This is a genomic window from Vagococcus fluvialis, assembly GCF_003337315.1.
In the GTDB taxonomy this organism is placed as follows: Bacteria; Bacillota; Bacilli; order Lactobacillales; family Vagococcaceae; genus Vagococcus; species Vagococcus fluvialis.
In genome coordinates, this window is record NZ_QPJV01000005.1 from 24331 (window position 1) to 41789 (window position 17459).

The 17459-nt window shown below is 30.3% G+C and carries 19 protein-coding genes; 6 read left to right on the plus strand and 13 right to left on the minus strand.

Features of this window, described 5'->3' with window-relative positions; genetic code table 11:
- From mutY to DFR54_RS06415, 11 genes are all read right to left on the minus strand, one after another.
- A complete protein-coding gene (gene mutY, locus DFR54_RS06365; RefSeq protein WP_420510676.1) occupies positions 1-1191 on the minus strand; it encodes an A/G-specific adenine glycosylase in 1191 nt (396 codons plus the stop codon).
- Positions 1187-1987, minus strand: coding sequence for a recombination regulator RecX (recX, locus tag DFR54_RS06370; protein ID WP_114289519.1), 801 nt, complete (start codon positions 1985-1987; stop codon positions 1187-1189). The genes mutY and recX overlap by 5 nt, the downstream gene beginning before the upstream one ends.
- A gap of 110 nt (positions 1988-2097) precedes the next feature.
- Positions 2098-3006 (minus strand): UTP--glucose-1-phosphate uridylyltransferase GalU, encoded by a 909-nt coding sequence (galU, locus tag DFR54_RS06375; RefSeq protein WP_114289520.1) that lies wholly within the window; start codon positions 3004-3006, stop codon positions 2098-2100.
- A gap of 173 nt (positions 3007-3179) precedes the next feature.
- Positions 3180-6614 (minus strand): BspA family leucine-rich repeat surface protein, encoded by a 3435-nt coding sequence (locus tag DFR54_RS06380; protein WP_114289521.1) that lies wholly within the window; start codon positions 6612-6614, stop codon positions 3180-3182.
- A 100-nt stretch (positions 6615-6714) separates the two neighbouring features.
- Positions 6715-7440 (minus strand): WxL domain-containing protein, encoded by a 726-nt coding sequence (locus DFR54_RS06385; protein ID WP_114289522.1) that lies wholly within the window; start codon positions 7438-7440, stop codon positions 6715-6717.
- 78 nt (positions 7441-7518) lie between these two features.
- Entirely contained in the window at positions 7519-7743 is a 225-nt protein-coding gene (locus DFR54_RS06390) for a hypothetical protein (RefSeq protein ID WP_114289523.1), read from the minus strand.
- Positions 7743-8072 (minus strand): hypothetical protein, encoded by a 330-nt coding sequence (locus DFR54_RS06395; protein WP_114289524.1) that lies wholly within the window; start codon positions 8070-8072, stop codon positions 7743-7745. The genes DFR54_RS06390 and DFR54_RS06395 overlap by 1 nt, the downstream gene beginning before the upstream one ends.
- A gap of 5 nt (positions 8073-8077) precedes the next feature.
- Positions 8078-9178 carry a WxLIP family cell surface protein gene (locus DFR54_RS06400; protein ID WP_167806211.1) on the minus strand — a complete coding sequence of 367 codons (1101 nt, stop codon included), beginning with the start codon at positions 9176-9178 and terminating at the stop codon, positions 8078-8080.
- Positions 9171-9812: a hypothetical protein gene (locus DFR54_RS06405; RefSeq protein WP_114289526.1), complete on the minus strand. Its 642-nt coding sequence runs from the start codon at positions 9810-9812 to the stop codon at positions 9171-9173. The genes DFR54_RS06400 and DFR54_RS06405 overlap by 8 nt, the downstream gene beginning before the upstream one ends.
- A complete protein-coding gene (locus DFR54_RS06410; RefSeq protein WP_114289527.1) occupies positions 9787-10845 on the minus strand; it encodes a DUF916 domain-containing protein in 1059 nt (352 codons plus the stop codon). Before DFR54_RS06410 ends, DFR54_RS06405 begins: the two co-directional genes overlap by 26 nt.
- Positions 10846-10848: 3 nt before the next feature.
- Positions 10849-11391 carry a recombinase family protein gene (locus DFR54_RS06415; RefSeq protein WP_114289528.1) on the minus strand — a complete coding sequence of 181 codons (543 nt, stop codon included), beginning with the start codon at positions 11389-11391 and terminating at the stop codon, positions 10849-10851.
- 384 nt (positions 11392-11775) lie between these two features.
- Here DFR54_RS06415 and DFR54_RS06420 point away from each other — a divergent pair, with 384 nt between their 5' ends.
- Entirely contained in the window at positions 11776-13275 is a 1500-nt protein-coding gene (locus DFR54_RS06420) for an AcpB/EbpR/MafR family transcriptional regulator (protein ID WP_114289529.1), read from the plus strand.
- A gap of 96 nt (positions 13276-13371) precedes the next feature.
- Here DFR54_RS06420 and tagD read toward each other — a convergent pair whose 3' ends face one another.
- Together tagD and DFR54_RS06430 are read right to left on the minus strand one after the other, a co-directional pair.
- Positions 13372-13773, minus strand: a complete 402-nt coding sequence (gene tagD / locus DFR54_RS06425; RefSeq protein ID WP_086341384.1) for a glycerol-3-phosphate cytidylyltransferase — start codon at positions 13771-13773, stop codon at positions 13372-13374.
- A gap of 100 nt (positions 13774-13873) precedes the next feature.
- On the minus strand, positions 13874-14650 hold the full coding sequence (locus DFR54_RS06430) for a competence protein ComK (protein WP_114289530.1): 777 nt from the start codon (positions 14648-14650) through the stop codon (positions 13874-13876).
- A gap of 304 nt (positions 14651-14954) precedes the next feature.
- Between DFR54_RS06430 and DFR54_RS06435 the strand changes: the two genes are divergently transcribed.
- From DFR54_RS06435 to DFR54_RS06455, 5 genes are all read left to right on the plus strand, one after another.
- Positions 14955-15455, plus strand: coding sequence for a sigma-70 family RNA polymerase sigma factor (locus tag DFR54_RS06435; RefSeq protein WP_114289531.1), 501 nt, complete (start codon positions 14955-14957; stop codon positions 15453-15455).
- An 80-nt stretch (positions 15456-15535) separates the two neighbouring features.
- Complete coding sequence (locus DFR54_RS06440; RefSeq protein WP_114289532.1) at positions 15536-15748, plus strand: DUF1659 domain-containing protein; 213 nt, start codon at positions 15536-15538, stop codon at positions 15746-15748.
- Positions 15749-15762: 14 nt separating this feature from the next.
- A complete protein-coding gene (locus DFR54_RS06445) occupies positions 15763-15975 on the plus strand; it encodes a DUF2922 domain-containing protein (RefSeq protein ID WP_086341380.1) in 213 nt (70 codons plus the stop codon).
- A 68-nt stretch (positions 15976-16043) separates the two neighbouring features.
- A complete protein-coding gene (locus DFR54_RS06450) occupies positions 16044-16835 on the plus strand; it encodes a GH25 family lysozyme (protein ID WP_114289533.1) in 792 nt (263 codons plus the stop codon).
- Between the two features lie 105 nt (positions 16836-16940).
- Positions 16941-17381 carry a universal stress protein gene (locus DFR54_RS06455; RefSeq protein ID WP_114289534.1) on the plus strand — a complete coding sequence of 147 codons (441 nt, stop codon included), beginning with the start codon at positions 16941-16943 and terminating at the stop codon, positions 17379-17381.
- Positions 17382-17459: the final 78 nt, after the last annotated feature.

Below are 17459 nucleotides of genomic sequence, written 5' to 3' on the forward strand. Positions count from 1 at the left end.
CTATTTATTTCTTAAATCCTCTAATATACTAACCATCTTTTGTTGGGGTTTGGGAAAGACATATGAATCAAAGTTATCAGGATGTACCCACTCCTGTTTTTCACTTAACTTAATGTCACTATCTGTCTTTAAAAATCCATGTGCTAAAAGAATATGCCATCTTCTATGACTAAAAACATGTTTAACTTCTCCAAGGGGTTGCTTTTGCCACACAACATCTAGATTTTTTTGCTCTAAATGTTCAATAAACAAATCATCAATCGGACTATATCCTTCTGCTACAAAATCAAAAAGTGTTGGCTCTTTATTATCCTCTAAATAAGCTTGCCATTCTTTTTCCATAGCAGTGTAATTTTTTTTATCAGTTTCTATTAGAGGATAAGTCCACATATTAGCAAGTAAACCATCAGCTGGCCTTTTTTCTAATAAATACTCACCTAATTCATTTTTAATAGCTAGGCCGACATAATACAAAGGAACTGTTTTAATTTTTTTCTTTTTAACAGGAAAGTCTTCCATACGGCCTTGTTTATGTGCTTCGTACAAATCTTTTAATGGATCAATCTCAATTTTAGGTGAGGTTGGTGTACAGATTGTCGCACCTAAATCCATCAGAGCTTGATTAAAATCTCCTGGTCTTTCTTGAGAAATTGTTTCTCTCACTTTTTGTTCAAAGATTTTTCTTGATTTTGGATCAGCAATATCATCTTCAATACAAAATAAACGACTATAAACTCGCATGACATTGCCATCAACTGCCGGCTCCGGTAAATCAAAAGCAATACTAGCTATGGCTCCAGCTGTATAAGGTCCAATACCTTTTAGGCTCAAAATATCTTTTATATCTCGCGGCATCTCACCATTAAATTTTTCTACCATAGTTTGAGCAGCGTGTTGCATGTTTCTAACTCTTGAGTAATACCCTAAGCCTTCCCAAGCTTTAAGCAACTTATCTTCTGGCGCTTCAGCTAGATCTTTAATAGTAGGAAACCACTCTAAAAAGCGGTGGAAATACGGTATTACTGTTATAACTTGCGTTTGTTGGAGCATAATTTCTGATACCCAAATGCGATACGGATCTTTATTTTCTCGCCACGGTAATAATCTTTTTTCTTGATCATACCAAGCTAAAAGTTTGTCTTGCATCTCTTTTACTTGTTCCTGATTCCATTCAATTGGTTGATTATTAATTGTCATCTTCCATCTCTTTCTCTTCTATGTAGCGATTTATATTATCAAAATCAAAACCTTTTTGAAATAAAGATTGTTTGATTTTCTGATTTCGTTTTGACCTATCTAGTCTCCCGTGCTTACGCCAAAGTTTATCTCCCTGAGCTACAAGTAAGTCATATTCCTCGTCCTCATCTTTTTCTATCTCTAAATCAGACATAACGATATTAATGACATCTCCACTGTAACCCTTTGTAAAAAGATGTTGTCTCACCTTTTGAATTTGTTCTTTATGGCTTTTACTTTGATATTTTCTTAACGCTTTTTCTGCTAACCTTTTAGCCGCTTCTTCTTGATCGTCAAAAACAAACAACTCCAAAGCCTTAGAAATATTCTCCTCCGAAATACCTTTTTTAAATAAACTTTGTTTGATTTGTTGAGGTCCCTTATCTTGTGTTTTCATAACAGTCCTAACATAACTCTCAGCAAAGACTAAGTCATCTAACAAGCTCAAATCTTTTAATTTATTGATAACGTAAGTAATACCCTCACCTGAAATTTCTTTTTTCTTCAATTGATCTTTGATTTCTTTTTCAGAACGTAATTGGAAATTTAAAAAAGACAAAGCAATCTGATAACCAATATCCATCTCTGCTTCTTTTCTGATTTTTTCTAGAGACTCATCAGTAATTTCCTCACCCTTTAGTAAACGGTGACGTACTAAAGTATCTTCTGACACACTGATTTTTTTGCCACTCTCAGTTGTTAAAGTATACTGATTATTTTTTAATTTACGAATTGATTTGATAATTTCCATACCTATTCACCCTCTACTTTTAAATCGTCTTAACTATATCATAATATAGAAATATCTTCTAAGAACATACATAAAAAGAAGCTAACCTTTTTAGTTAGCTTCTTAAAAATTTATTTCTCTTTTTTAGCTTCTTTTTTCTCATCTTTACGGATTTCATCACTTAAATCTAAAATTAATTGTCTCATATCATCTTTGATTTGTGGATGTTTTAAGCTATACTCAATACTTGTTTTCATGAAGCCAAATTTGTCTCCAACATCATATCTAGTACCAGTAAATTTATGAGCAAAAACGCGTTGTGTTTTATTTAAAGTATCAATGGCATCTGTTAACTGGATTTCATTTCCTGCTCCTGGTTTTTGGTTTTCTAAAATACCAAAAATTTCAGGAGTTAATAGATAACGACCAATAATAGCCATATCACTTGGCGCATCTTCAACTTTTGGTTTTTCAACAAAGTTATTCACATGGTAAAGATTTTTTTCAACTTCTTTACCAGGATTGATGATACCATATTTATCAACTTCTTCGTGAGGAACATCCATCACAGCAATAGTTGAAGCATGAGTGCTTTCATAGTTATTAATTAATTGTTTTGATAATGGCACAGTGTCTTCCATTAAATCATCACCCAGCATAACCACAAATGGTTCATTCCCAACAAATGATTTAGCTTGAAGTACAGCATGCCCTAATCCAAGTGGATGTGATTGACGGATAAAGTGTAAGTTTAACCCAGTTGTTTCTGTCACTAGTTTTAATAAATCATCCTTACCTTTTTCTTTTAAGTTCATCTCTAACTCAAGATTTGAATCAAAATGATCTTCAATCGGGCGTTTGGCTTTTCCAGTTACGATTAAGATGTCTTCAATTCCTGAAGCAATCGCCTCTTCCACAATAAATTGAATTGTTGGTTTATCCACAATTGGTAACATCTCTTTAGCCATAGCCTTTGTAGCTGGTAAGAATCTCGTTCCAAGTCCTGCTGCGGGGATAACTGCTTTTCTTACTTTTTGCATTTTAAATCTCCTATTTCATTATATATTTTTTTCAAAGTTTAAAATTAATTACACTATATAGTGTACCATATTAAGAATATTTTGATAAGTTAAGTTCAATTTAGCTATTTAAGAAATAGTTATTTGATTTGATAGCAAAAAAACAACAATCTTTTTTTGATTGTTGTTTTAATTTACGGTGCTACTTCTAATTTATACTTCAAGATACCATTATATTTACCTAATTCTTGTACTTTAGCCACTCTGACAAACAATCCTTCCTCCTGATTCTTGTCAGTTAAAAAAATATCTTTTTTATAGAAATCAACATCTTCATAAAGAGGTGTACTTTCTTTACTAATTACTTTTGTTTCATTAAAATCTGGAGATTTAAACATGATATCAGCCAATAATCTTACACCTGATTCCTCATTATAAAAACCTTCTGTAGAGGCATACAGATTCCAATCAGGTTGCTTTTTATTGGTTTCAAAAGTATCAATTATAGATATCTTATTGTTCGTTTCAATCTTGCTCGGCTCCATACTATAGATATTTAACCAATCACTTTTTTGACGAACACCAAAGTTAATTTCATCAGGTACATTAAGTTCAACTTTTGGTTTAAAATAAAAATTAATCGTAAGATCTTCTTTTGGTAATTTGCTGTCTAACGTTATTTTTTCTTGTGTCTCATTTATTATTGTAGTGGTTTTTTCTGTTATAAAATCATAACCTTCAAATTCTGGCGTCATCTCTATATCATTGGCTTTTAGGAACTCTTTGATACTACTATGTTGATGCCGTAATTTCTTGTTATATGCTTTTTTTCGTTTCCCTTTTTCCAAGTTCTCAATAATGAATATATCTGTTTCTATATCATTATTTCCTAGTAATAAATAGTTAATAGTTAAATCAATATTCATAACTGGTTCCCAAACATAGGTTTCATTAATTGGTGCTTTTTGAGTTTTTTTCTCTAGTTCTGTTGCTATACCTACAAAATCTCCTGTAGGTTTCCCTAAAGTTCCTTTACCTATAGATTGCCACTTACCAGTAAATTCAGTTCCTTTTGGTGTTATTAATGAGGTATTATATAAACTCGTCTTATCTCCAAGTGTTAGCACTTTTAATTGATTCATTCCTGTAAACAGATTATTCATATCTGTTTTATTGGTTGTTTCAAAACTACTTAGATCCAATTCACCAACACTTCTTAAATCTCGAAACATCGATCCCATATTGGTCACTTGACTTGTATTAAAGGAGCTAAGATTTAATTTTTTAAGATTGTACATATGTCTAAACATATTACTCATTCGATTGACTTGAGAAGTATCAAGTTTTTCTAAACCATCAATATATTCAACCTTGGTTAAACCACCATTAGGTATACTGAAAAGTAAGTTACTATCTTGAGGTGCCTTTATAGGTGCCTTTATAGTAATTTTCTTTATTAAATCAGAATTCACACAATATTTATCCTTACGATTCCAAGGTGATGTCGTATAATCACTTAGAGTTCCTCCATCTGTAAAAATCAATTCACCAGTTTTTTGGTTAAACTCCCAAGGTACTTCTCCCCAATATAATTGATCCGCTTCGTAAATCACAACAATTTCTTGTTTTTTATTAGTTACTTTGATGGGAAATTTTATATCACTGTTTTCTATTCCATAAAAATGATAATCAGGAATTTTAGGTAAGTTTTCTTGAGATGAATAAATTGTATCACCTAAACGATAGCTATTTTCTATTTCTTTCCTTCCTAAATCATTTCCTAAGGTATCTTTCATCTGCAAAACTACTGGTTGAGGAATTGCTATCTTAGGAACTGATTTCATTTCATCTACACCTGTTAATCCTTTAGTTAAATCATACTTAACTAAATATTGGGTAATTGGTAGGTTTTGATAAAAGTTTCCTAAAATTAAATGATTATCAGTAGTTGCCACCCCTTTAGTTACTAGTGTTTGCTTCAGAAAGTCAGTATCATCTAAAGCAGATGATTTATCAGCCCTTATTCCTCGATAGCTTAAAAAATTTGTGTTAACAGGGATTAACGGATTAAACACTTGTTCATCATAGGCCAACATTTCATTAAAATCGATATCGTTTAATTTAGGAAATATATATCCTATTTTTTGTGTTTCCTTTTGGTTTTCAAAATATGGCATTGGGTAATTCGACAACTCTATTTGAATCGTTTTTTCATCTATTTTGTCGCTATTGTCATCTACTTTGAATTTACAAAAATTCTCTATTGCATACTTCACTTCAGACTTATTTTTTAAACTTTCTTGTTGTGTTAACACATTATCATAATTGGCATTATATATTTGATAGACATTTTTATTATCGGTCTGATATTCTGATGCAAACCAATTATGACGAACAGTCGATTGACTCATATCTCTTGAAATTCCCTTAGGTGTGGTTATTGTTATTTTAGAAACTGGTCTCCTAAAAGTAGGTATATCTAATTCTTCAGTTCTAAACTCTATTTGGTCTACACCCTTTACAACTTGTCTAGATAAAGTTGTATTCTTCAGCTCTACAACATCATAAGTTGGTATTGTTTCTTGTTTTCTTAGGTAGACTTTAACAAACTCATCATTTAAATTTTCTTCATACAAAATAGTTCCTTCTAGCTTCCCCTCAATATCAACAACATCGTAACCTGGAATAGTCTTTGGTTGAAAAAAGTATTTCTCATTCAGTTTCACTTCTTTAGTTTCTTGATACTCCTTCAATTCCTTTTTACTATCTGCGTCAATATATTGAATTGTTTTTTTTCGATATGGTGTATAAGTAATTGACTCAATATACGTATCAAATGTCCCAGTAGCCCAACCAGTTGAAGCAGTACTTGCAAAATAAAAATAGTCTTGAGATTGTGGCATAGATAAAATATGTTGTGAAGAAAAATCTTCAAAACTGACATCAAATTTCATTTTTCTGTCATTAGCGTTATAGTTCATGATAACTTCTTTCTTATCACTATTTACATAAGATCTTTTCTCATAATGTACAGGATCTGTCTCCCGTTTACCTCTTCCTTGAGTATCCGTTGACCAACCTTGGAAATAAAAAGTAGAAAAATTCCCCGGATCTTGCAATGCTTGTCCACTTTGCCAAAAAGAAGCATCTAAAGTGTTATTATAAAACACATCGTAGACTAAACCTCTTGCATTTTTAAGACCCAATATTCCCAGATTACTTCCAGACTCTCCATAAAATTTACTGTCATCACTATGAAAAATCAAACTCTGACCATCTCCAATATAGTCAAGACGTGAAGTTATTTTCGGATTATATGATTTCATATACCCCTTAAATGTAAATGAATCTTTTGCAGACAATCTGTCTTCTAGATAAATTGCTCCTGTGGTTCCTTCACTTGGTGGCTCTGGTTTATATTCAGTTAATTGATATTTGACAATACCATTTTCGATAACTGCTGGTTTAGTTGTTCCTTCTATCTTGATTTTTTTAATTATATCTTCTTTATTTATTGTTACCGAGCCATCAGGATTTGGAATAACATCAGCTTTTACCTTTACACTTTGCCAAAATGTAGAGCTAACTAATATACCCATTAATAGCAAGAATTTGACCAATCTTTTCAAGCCTATCCCACCCTCTCAAATTTATAAAAATATTTACACAATTTATAACAATAACAAAAACCATCCACTGTTATGTTATTGTTTTTTATTTCTACTTTTCTTAAATACCTGTTGATAATGTCCAAATTACTTTAGACGTATATTGTTTTCCAGCTGATGTTTTTGGTGCTTGAATAATTAAGTTTGTACTCTCCACTTGAGTAGCCACACCAATTTTTTTCCCATCTTCTTTTGCTTTATTCATAATAACAACCTCATTGTTTTTATCTGACTCTAATTCAACTTTTTTTGTAATTTTCACACCATGAGTTTCATCAGCAAAATCAGAGATTGATGTGTCATTAGCTGGATTTGGTTTAATATCACCATTTCCATCAGGAGTTGTACCTAAATCATATTTTTTAGCAGCTCCTAAATTTAAAATTAATTTTGAAGGTAGTGTTTCAGTTCCACTTTTTAGCTCATCCATTTTTGCTGTTAATTTCCATGGATCCCCTTTTTTACTATTTTGGTCAGAAACTCCTGTACCTACAGTATCGTTATCACGGTCGTCACTAACAACTAAATATTGTTTACCTTCCATTTTTCCTTCAGCAGTTAATAAAGCACCTGTTGCTGAATGTGAACCAAACTCAAATGCAGTTGGCTTGTGTACTAATGTTAAAACACCTTTGTAAGGACCAGTTACTACTTCATTTGGCCCTTCTGTTTTAAATTCAATTCCCACTGGTGTTTCTGCTTGTTTTACTTCATCAGCAGATACAACTACAGCTCCTACTAACACAAATGCCGATAATAATGTACTTGATAAAATAAATTTTTTCATCTTTAATTTCCTCCTAGATAGTTAAAATAATTTAGTGGATGGTGTTATTGTCATAAGTTGTATAAATATTCTTTCTATTTAAACCAATAAATTTATTTGATCTTTCACTAAAATAAAGACATAAATAATTAAGCCAATATCAACTAATGAAATAATTAGTAGCATAAAATTTAGTATTAAACTTATTTTTGATAGATGTAGTTTTTTAATTAATCTTGTTGATTTTGAAATTGTTCCTAAAAATATACCTGCAGAAAATAAAGCAATGGCACTTAATATAAAAATCCATAAATAATCTTTCATTAAATTCCCTCCCAACTTGCTTCTTTATAGAGCTGCTTAATTACTATAATCCCAATACCAAAAATAAATAATGAAATTCCTATCAGAATAATAATCATTGATGTTAGTAGTTCTCCTGTTTTTGGTAACATTCTGAGTGGTGGTTTGTCATTTCCACCATCAATTAAAGGTGGTTTAATCGTTGGAATATCCACTTCTTTTTCTTTTTCAAATATGATGCCAATATTTGTGTTATTTTGATTTTCCGATGCATAAGTCTCTGTAATTCCTGTAAACACACACATAAAGACTAAAAAACAACTTAACTTAACAAATAATTTTCTACCCATGTAGTTCACATCCTTTTAGAGTTACCTATTTTCTTTCTGTTTTTTCTTTTTCTCTTCATTAGCTTTTCCCACTTGTTATTTCTAACTGAAATACATAAAAATACAATAAAAGAAATAACTCCAGTACTAATTGCTGTTATTTTTACCCATGTAGGTGTTTTAATTTTAAAAGCACTTTTCTGATTTAATTCTCTAGCTTCATCACCTTCTATTCTAAAATCCTTCGTTAAATGAATGTCATCATATGAATTTTTGGCTAAAATATTTACTGTATATTCTCCTGCTGAAATCTCACTTAATCCCCAATCAATTTCTAAATCTACATTACTATTAGGAGCGAATTGGAAATCCGGTATTTTTGTTTGCTTAATTACTTTGTCACTACCTTTTTCTGTGACTGTTGCGAGTAATTCAATATTCATCAGTCTTTTAGATTCTGAATTTTGAAGATTAGCTGTTACTAAGCGTTTTCCACGTTTAATAGTTGGTTTCACTTCACCTAAATTAAGTTTTTTTAAATCTCCATTTGAATAATCATCACCAGATTCTGACAAAATTATACTGACTCCATATTGATACTCATCAACAATTGCTTTATTTTTATCTTCCTCTTTACCTGCTGGTTTAAAAACTAGACGACCTATTTTAGCACCATCATAAGATTTAGTCGGTGGTTTAACTTTAAATGAAACAACTTTTGATTCACCAGGTGCTAATTCAACACTTTCACTTACTGGTGTCACTATTTGACTAGTTGCATGAGTTAAGCTTTTATCTTGTTTAAACTTATCAACGCCATCAACTCCATATGTCAAAACACCGTTACTTCCTGTGTAAGCATCTTGTACAAACATCTGAATTTCTTGGGTCTCCTCTTTTTGGCTAGACAACATGACTTCAAATTTCTGTTCTTCGTTTGGTTCTGTTTTTAAGTAGTAATATCCTAAGTCAGGATCAATCTGAGTTGCTGGTAAAATTGGGGATACTGAAAATCCCATTCCAGAACTAACGTCGTCTGCTAAAACCCTATTATTTAAACTAATCATGCTAACCATTATTAGTAACAATAAGGTAAAACAGATTAAAAACCTTTTTTCTTCATTCATTATTTTCATTTCTCCCATTATCAGTTTCTTCTATATAAATGTTTACGTAGTATCCTTCGCCTATTTCTAAATCAATCTTATATACGATGTGTTGATTTGATTTCTTTTTAATCTTACTCACCTTTTGTTCAGCATGCTTTTCTGCTTTAGAAAGAGTTTTAAATGGGCCACTAAAGGAATTTAACCTTTCTTCATAATCATCTTCTTCCACATAAAGATATTTTACAGTGATGCCTATTGAAACCATAATTAAAAAAGAGACAACTATTAAAACGAGAAGAAAAAGAAATAGCTCATTAATTAGATTAATAGTGATGAAAAAAGTTATAAATATGCCTGTTATAATTAATAATGAATTTTTTAAGTGATATTTTTTAATATATAAAAATAAATAAATTAAAAATAAAAAACTTAATGATACTAATATAAAAAATGAGATAAAGAAAGATAGTAGCTCTTCACCACGATAATTTAATATTTCTAGTATTTTAATAATCGGTTGTGCTCCTTCAGTCGCGAAAACAGAAGCTTCTTGATAGACATAAAAAAACCGAATACTAAAAAAAAACCAAGCGAGTAAACTAATAACTGAAAAGGTACTTATCCATCTACTTATATTTTTTCTTTTTCCCATTTTTGTCTCCTTTAACTTTTTTATTTGATATGTATTTCAGAACTATTAAGGAGCTAACTAATAAAGTAACTATAGTTATTACTACTAAAAAAAAGACTTTCCTTTTTGAAGATTTTTCAATATCTTTATGCCAAAGCTGTTGATATTCATTCATTAAGGCATAATCTTTTTTAGTTACATTAAATGATTGCTCCCATTCTTTCTTAAAATCCTTCTCAGCTTCAATTTTAACTTTTATAACATATTCACCGACATCAAGTATTGTCTCTTCAAAGTAAATTGGAAACTCTAATGTTGAAAAAGGAGCCATTCGCATCATTTGTTTGTCATCTTTCATCACTATAGTTTTATCATCTTTCTGCATGATTTCAGTACTTACTGATAACTCTTCTATATACTCACCATTTAGATTAATTAAAGGCACTACAATAGCACTTTTATAATTTTTAGTACCTACAAATGTTTTTCCTAAATCAATAGAAGTAGCTACTTTGGTTTCTGTTTCACTCATTTTAAAACCAACTAAATATGAACGTTGGGCCACTAAAGCTCCCTCTTCTGATTTACTCGTTTCTTGAATAAATTCAACACCACCAGCAATTGAGCCATCATAAATTTTCTCTGGCATGCTAATCAAAAATTCAACTTCTTCTGTTTTTTTTGCGGGTACATTTAATTCATCTGGACCACTTAAAATTTCAGTAAAACTATATCCAACAGGTGTGTTTAGTTTTAGCTCACCATTTTCTGAGTATTCAATGACTCCATTACTTGTAGTCTTAGCATTGCTATAACGTAACTTAAAATTAATTGGTTCTTCAGTCATATTACTTACTTGGATTTTTACTTTTTGTTTAGCTAAAGGAGTCATTTTTAAGTCAAAGTATTCAACTTCCTTGTTTATCTGATTATCTGGTAAGATAGTTTTTATAACGACTGGCATTTGACTCTCATCTGCTAATCCTTTTATTGAAAAGGTAAAAGATAAAATCAGAATAAAAACTCCTAGTATGATTTTATTTTCATTTAACAAATACTATTCACCTACTCGGTCTGCATACTTGTGTACAGTCCCCACTGACACACCACATAACTCAGCGGTATCACGTAATGTATATTTTTTTTCTAATCTTAAATTTCTGATTCGTTTAATATTTTCTTGTGATAATTTAGGACGACCTACACTTTTACTAGTTTTTTTAGAACGTTCTATCTTTTCTTGTACCACACGATGATTTTCTTCATTCAAGTCATGAATAAATTCCATAAAATCCTTATCAGTCATTGAATTAAAAATTTCTTCTTTATTTAAAATGACTAATTCTATTTCTTTTTCTTTAGCTTGTTTAAAGAATAAAGCTAATTCTGATAGTGTTTGATATAAATTAGTTAAGTCATAAATAATTACCTTGTCACCTGGTCGTAAACTTTCGATAATAGTCTTTAGTGATTTATCTATTACTTTTTCATTATTTTCTTCTCTTGGTACGTCAATTAAAATACTTGTCACATTTTGATTAATTAAATCTTGGTATTGTTCAGTTGTTATATCTCCATTAATATAAGCTAGTGTATTCATTAATAAATACTCCTTTCATCCCTTTATAGAAACGCGTTTTTATTTATTTTTTACCTACTTTAATTTAAAAAACAATAATCGTTATTTAAATGAACAAATTGATCATATAATAAATCCATCCCTTTTTTTGTTACTTCATGTTAGAATGGATTTAAATGTACTTTATCTATTGTGTGAAAATACATTTCATATCAAATTAGGTAACTAAATCTTAGCAAATTATTTACTGTTAAAAACTTGCATTTAAATTTAATTTATTGCCTAATAAAAAATGTTACTTAACTTATAGACTTATAATAATATTTTTAAAAATTCTAGACAGTTCAAAAAAAAGTAATTTATTTTAAACTTTGAACTCCAATTAATGAAAATGAGGGTTATTAAATGCGATTAATACTATCAAAACAAAGCCAAAGACATTTACAAATATTAGAATATCTTTATTATAATGACTATAGTACCTTTGAAAATTTAGCAAAAATTACTAACGTTTCTCTCCAGACTATTCATAAAGATCTTAATAAAATTAATGATTTTATAGCACCTCTTCATATTGAATCTTACTCACAGTATGAATGTCGTTTAATTCATCAATATGAAATTTCTGTTGATTATATTTATTCTTGTATTTTAAGAAATAGCATTGAATTTAGGTTTCTTGAAAAAGTTTTTTTTGAACGTCATGACCGATTAGAAGATTATGCTGATTCATTATTCGTCAGCCTTTCGACCCTCAAAAGAATCCTGACTAAAGTTAATAAACAAACAAAAAAATATGGTTTTTACATTGCCACAAACCCAATAAGAATAACTGGTGATGAAGGGTTGATTCGAAATATGTTTGTTAATTATTTCAGAGAGAAATATTTGGAACGTAATTATAATTTTTCTAATATTCAAAAGAAAGTCTTTGAGCAAATGCTAATGAGTTATGTTGAACTAAGAAAATCTTTTATGAATTATCCAGATATCGAAACAATCCGAGTAACACTTTTCGTTTCATTAACCAGACTACAAAATGGGCATAAGTATGATGCAAAATTGATTGATGATGTTAAATATCGCTACAACTATCCCATGCTAAGAAATCCTATCTTTCAACAAGCAGTCAAAAGTGTCTTTCAAATTGAGCTCAATAGAGAAAATGTTGTTGATTTAGCCTATCCTGTTGTCAGTGAAAACCTAGCCCTAGATCAAAGAGAGTTACTTGAATTTTGTGAGAAATCACCTGAATTAAAAGAAGAACATGAACAGATGAAGTTACTTGTCGCAAATATTTCTAAAGCAGTTAATCATAATTTGACCGTTAAGCGAAATGAAGATTTAGTATTAGAGTTGATGAATTCTAGGCTCTCAACGATTGGTGAAACTTATTTACTCTATAATTTTAAGCATAATTTTTTATTGAACTTAAAAAAAGATTTTCCTCTTGTCTATCAATTTCTCTACCAGCACATTATTAATAATAACTATTTTAATCAGTATGAAGAGCATGAAATTGATGTTTTAATTTATGTTTTATTAACTCACTGGGATTCATTACTATATAGTATCCAATTTTCTTATCCGAAATTTAAAGTAGGTATGTTTATGAATTCAGATGATGAACACACTCGCTTTTTATCTGAAATATTAAACCGAAAGCACTATAGTCGTTTTACTTTTGAGCCTATTTCTTTTTTTACTCACCAAGAAGCTCTTGATCAATTTGATAATTATGATTTAATTTTGACGAATGTCTCACAGCCTAAAAATACTAAATATCGAATCGTTAGTGTGGATTTATACCCTTCTAGAAAAGATTTTTTTAAGCTTTATCAAATGTATTACGAGCTTTGTGATGACTATTTTAAAAAAAATACACAAAAAAAGGATTCTGTTTAAGGAATCCTTTTTTGTATGAACCTAAAGTAAAAAACACTCGCCATTTCAATTTCTTGAAGAAAAACGTTTTTTATTATACTCTACACTTTCCATTCTTTATATTTTTTTATCATTTAAGTCTTTTTTAATTTGAGACGTTGAAATCTCTGGTGTACGCTCTAGGTAAACAACTTCAGCACCAGTTTCTTTAACAAAATCAAACTTGCCTTTCCAGTCATCTCCCATAACAAATACATCTACTTTAAACTCGTCAATATCTGTCATTTTTTGTTCCCAACCATTTTCTGGGATGACTAAATCCACATAGCGAATAGCTTCAAGTAACATCTTTCTTTTCTCATATGAGAAATAACATTTCTTTTGTTTTTCATTCCAGTTAAACTCATCTGTAGATAAAGCAACGATCAGGTAATCTCCTTGTTCCTTTGCTCTTCTTAAAAGATTTATATGTCCATAATGTAATAAATCAAATGTACCGTATGTGATTACTTTTCTCATTGTATTCCATCCTTTTATCAAAAGTTTCTATAAGTATAAGTTACCATAGACTCAAGTAAAAAGAAATGCTTCTCAGGTAGCCTTTAGATTATCTTAGTTATTAATTATCATTAATAATCTCTTCCATCACTTTATATTGTTGTTCTATAGTTCTATCGTGCTGAATCTCATTTATAATACGGCAATCATTGATTGCTGAAATATTAACATCTTTTTTAATATCATTAATCACATCAATCATTAAATGATCATACTCTTCATAACATTTCCCTTTCCAGTAATTAAAAGGCTGAAAGTTAGTTCCAACAGTATTTTCATAAGTAACACCGTAGCGATAGACAATAAAGTGTTTTAAATAAGTTTTTAATCTTCTTTTTACAGAATGTGCTTTCCTTGGGACAATAGTATCTAAGTAGTTACAAAATGAAATAACGGCTTCGTAGTCACTATAAGAAGAAACTGAATCTATATAAGAAATATTAAAGTATGTAACATTACCTCTTGATTCTCCCTCAATAGGCACAAAAACAGAATCCTTCTCCATATAAGCATGGAGATAATTACTTTTTCCAAAAACTTCTTTGATAATCATTTTAGAAAACCTATAATTTTTTTGACGATTTTTCTGATATTCAGCTATTATATCCCCACTATTTTCCTTGGTCACTATAGGAACTCCATCAGAAAAGATAATCAATGTATTATATTTATCATGACTTCTTCTGATATCTGCAATGATTATTGTATCTTTGGTAATTTTGATAGACCTTTTGTAAATCCAGTAAGGTTCAAACTCTTTAACAAAGTTTGAAAGATAGACCTCATCTTCTTGTATTCTTTTTGAATAGCCCTCATATTTTTCATCTCGTAATGTCATCAAATCAACTCCTGGAATTTTTAGTTTCTTAACAGTTGAAAGCGTTTTACGATACTGATGATAACATATTTTTTATTGACTGACTATTATTTTTAGATCTTTTTTTGAACAAAAATTTACTAAATTTGAGGAAAATTAAGCAAATAATTTCGTATTCACTCGTTTTCCTCGAATCTATTTCATTTTGGGTAATTCTATTAATTTTTCTAAGCTATACCTCTTTTTTCATTTTTTTCAAAAATATCATTATCTTCTATACTCTTCTCGACTGGCCAGTCTAAACTTACTTTTAGAGGAGCTCATTATGGAAGATCAATTAGTCGAAGAATATCATGTATTGGTACTAGGAGCTTTAAAGAAATGTCATGTTACTAGTTTTCATCCTATGTTTGAAGATTACCTTCAAATTGCTAGATGGGTTTTAGTAGATGCTCATCGTACGTTTATTAAAGATGGTAAATCTATGGATTCCTTTCATAATTATGTCTTTCAGCGTATTTACTGGAAGATTACAGATGAAATCAGAAAAGAACTCACCTATAAAGATAGATTACAGACTGGTGAAGATGATGAGTTGTTTAGAGACTTACCTGATACAAGACAAGAAGATTTAATTGAAATTAATGAATTACTTGAAAAATGTCAAACCATTTTAACTGAGAATGAAAAATTATTTTTAGAAGAAGCTTATGTTCATGAGCTCTCAATTGCTGCTATAGCAAGGAAACATCACGTCTCTAGACAGACGGTTTATAACTGGCGAGATAAAGTAGCACTAAAAACGATTACTTTTTTTGAAAAATAGTTGGACACTTTTTAATTTCATTTCGTTACTAATAGTGTAAGGCGCGCTACTTACAAAAAAATTAAAGGAAGTGACTTAAAATGGAAACAATTTTTGAAAGTAAAAAACTAGAACTAATTTATGAAGGTATCGGCGAAGAAAAAGCACGTAAACAAAATTTCGGTAACATTAAAGAAGACACAACAAATGAAGACTTAGCAGGATTTGCTAGTTTGATGGGACAACTAGCACCTGTAGAAGAAAATATTAACTCAGTATTTGTCCTTGAAAAACAACAAATTAACTTAAAATAAAGGAGAGCTAAACAATGAAAAAATTAACAATGACATTTTTAAATGAAGAAGGTAATAAAACTCAGTTACGTCCAACAGTGGCACGAGAAGATTTAACAGCTGAGGAAGTAAAAGCAGTTATGGATGGCATTACAGAATTACATGTTTTTGAAAAACAAGGAACAGAGATGTATGTTGAAAGTAAATCAGCCAAATACACTGAAACAATTGTGACTGAATTATTCTAAAAATGAAAAGAGGTTGACCACAATGTCAGCCTCTTCTTTTATGGAATAAAATAAAGGAGTCGATATTAATGTTAACTGTTATAGATTTATCTAATCATCAACTTGGACTTAATATTCAAAGTGTCCTAGCGGATGCTTATATATTTAAACTTAGTGAAGGAACAACTTTTAAAGACAAAGCAGCTACCGATTTTATCACACAAGCTAGAGCTCTCAACAAACCTTTTGGCTTATATCATTTTTTAAATGCTGAACCAGTAACAGAACAAGCAGAGTTCTTTTTATCTCTTGCAAAGGAGTATATTGGTGAAGCCATACTTGTTTTAGATTACGAAGAATATGGTAAACAAGGGGCTCAAAAAGCTAAAGAATTTCTTGATTATATCTATCAGCAAACAAAAGTAAAACCACTGATTTATATGAATGAATCTGATGCGAACTCTGATGATTGGTCAGAGGTTATAAAGTCTAATTACGGCTTGTGGGTAGCCAAATACTCTAGTAACTTGCCTAATCTTACACAGTGGCCTGAATACGCCATGTGGCAATACACAAGCAGCCCTTATGATGCAAGTTATTTTTATGGAGATGTGATTGCATGGTATAAATATGCCCAGGTAGAAACATTTGATAACCAAAACTATCATACAAGTGGTAAAAGATTTCAAGCCTTAAAAAATCTAGTAATCAAGGCAGATGAAACCTTCAAAAAAGATACTGGCATGTTGTTTTCCAAAAGTACTATCTTTGATATTGAAAGTATTTGCCACACCGAAACAACAACGCATGGTCGTCTATACTATAATCATAGTGAGGTATTTATTACACTTCATAAGGATTATGTGGATAAAATAGATTAAATGGAAAACCGGCTAACAACAATTGTTAGTCGGTTTTTTAAATTTTAAAACATAACTCCATTAAGTCATTAATGTGGTAAAATAAAAGAAAAGGGGGCTTTTAAAATGAATGTTGCATATAAAAAAATTCTTGTTGCTTATGACGGATCAGAACAGTCACAATTAGCCTTTGAACAGGCAAAAACACTTGCTGCGATGAATGATGGAAAAATTACTGTCTTACAGGTAGTTCCATCGATTAATTATTATTTGTATCTTCCTGATAGCTATCTCTACACCGACTTATCGGCTAGGCAAAATGAACTGCTGACCTATACACATGATTACCTAACTGCTACTTTTTCCAACAACCAATCTCAAAATATTAGTGTTTCAGTCCAAGAAGGTTCTCCTAAACAAACTATTGTAGAATATGCTGAAAACAATCATTTTGATTTAATTCTTATAGGTGCTACAGGTGTTCATGGGATTAATAAGTTAGTGGTAGGCTCTACAACGACATTTGTAGTGAATCACGCTCCATGCCATGTTTTAGTAGTTAAATAAGTTCAACTCTCACTTTGTAAAAAAGATTTCTTTAAACTGTACAACGTAAAATCAGAAAACCGACTAACCATTTTAGGT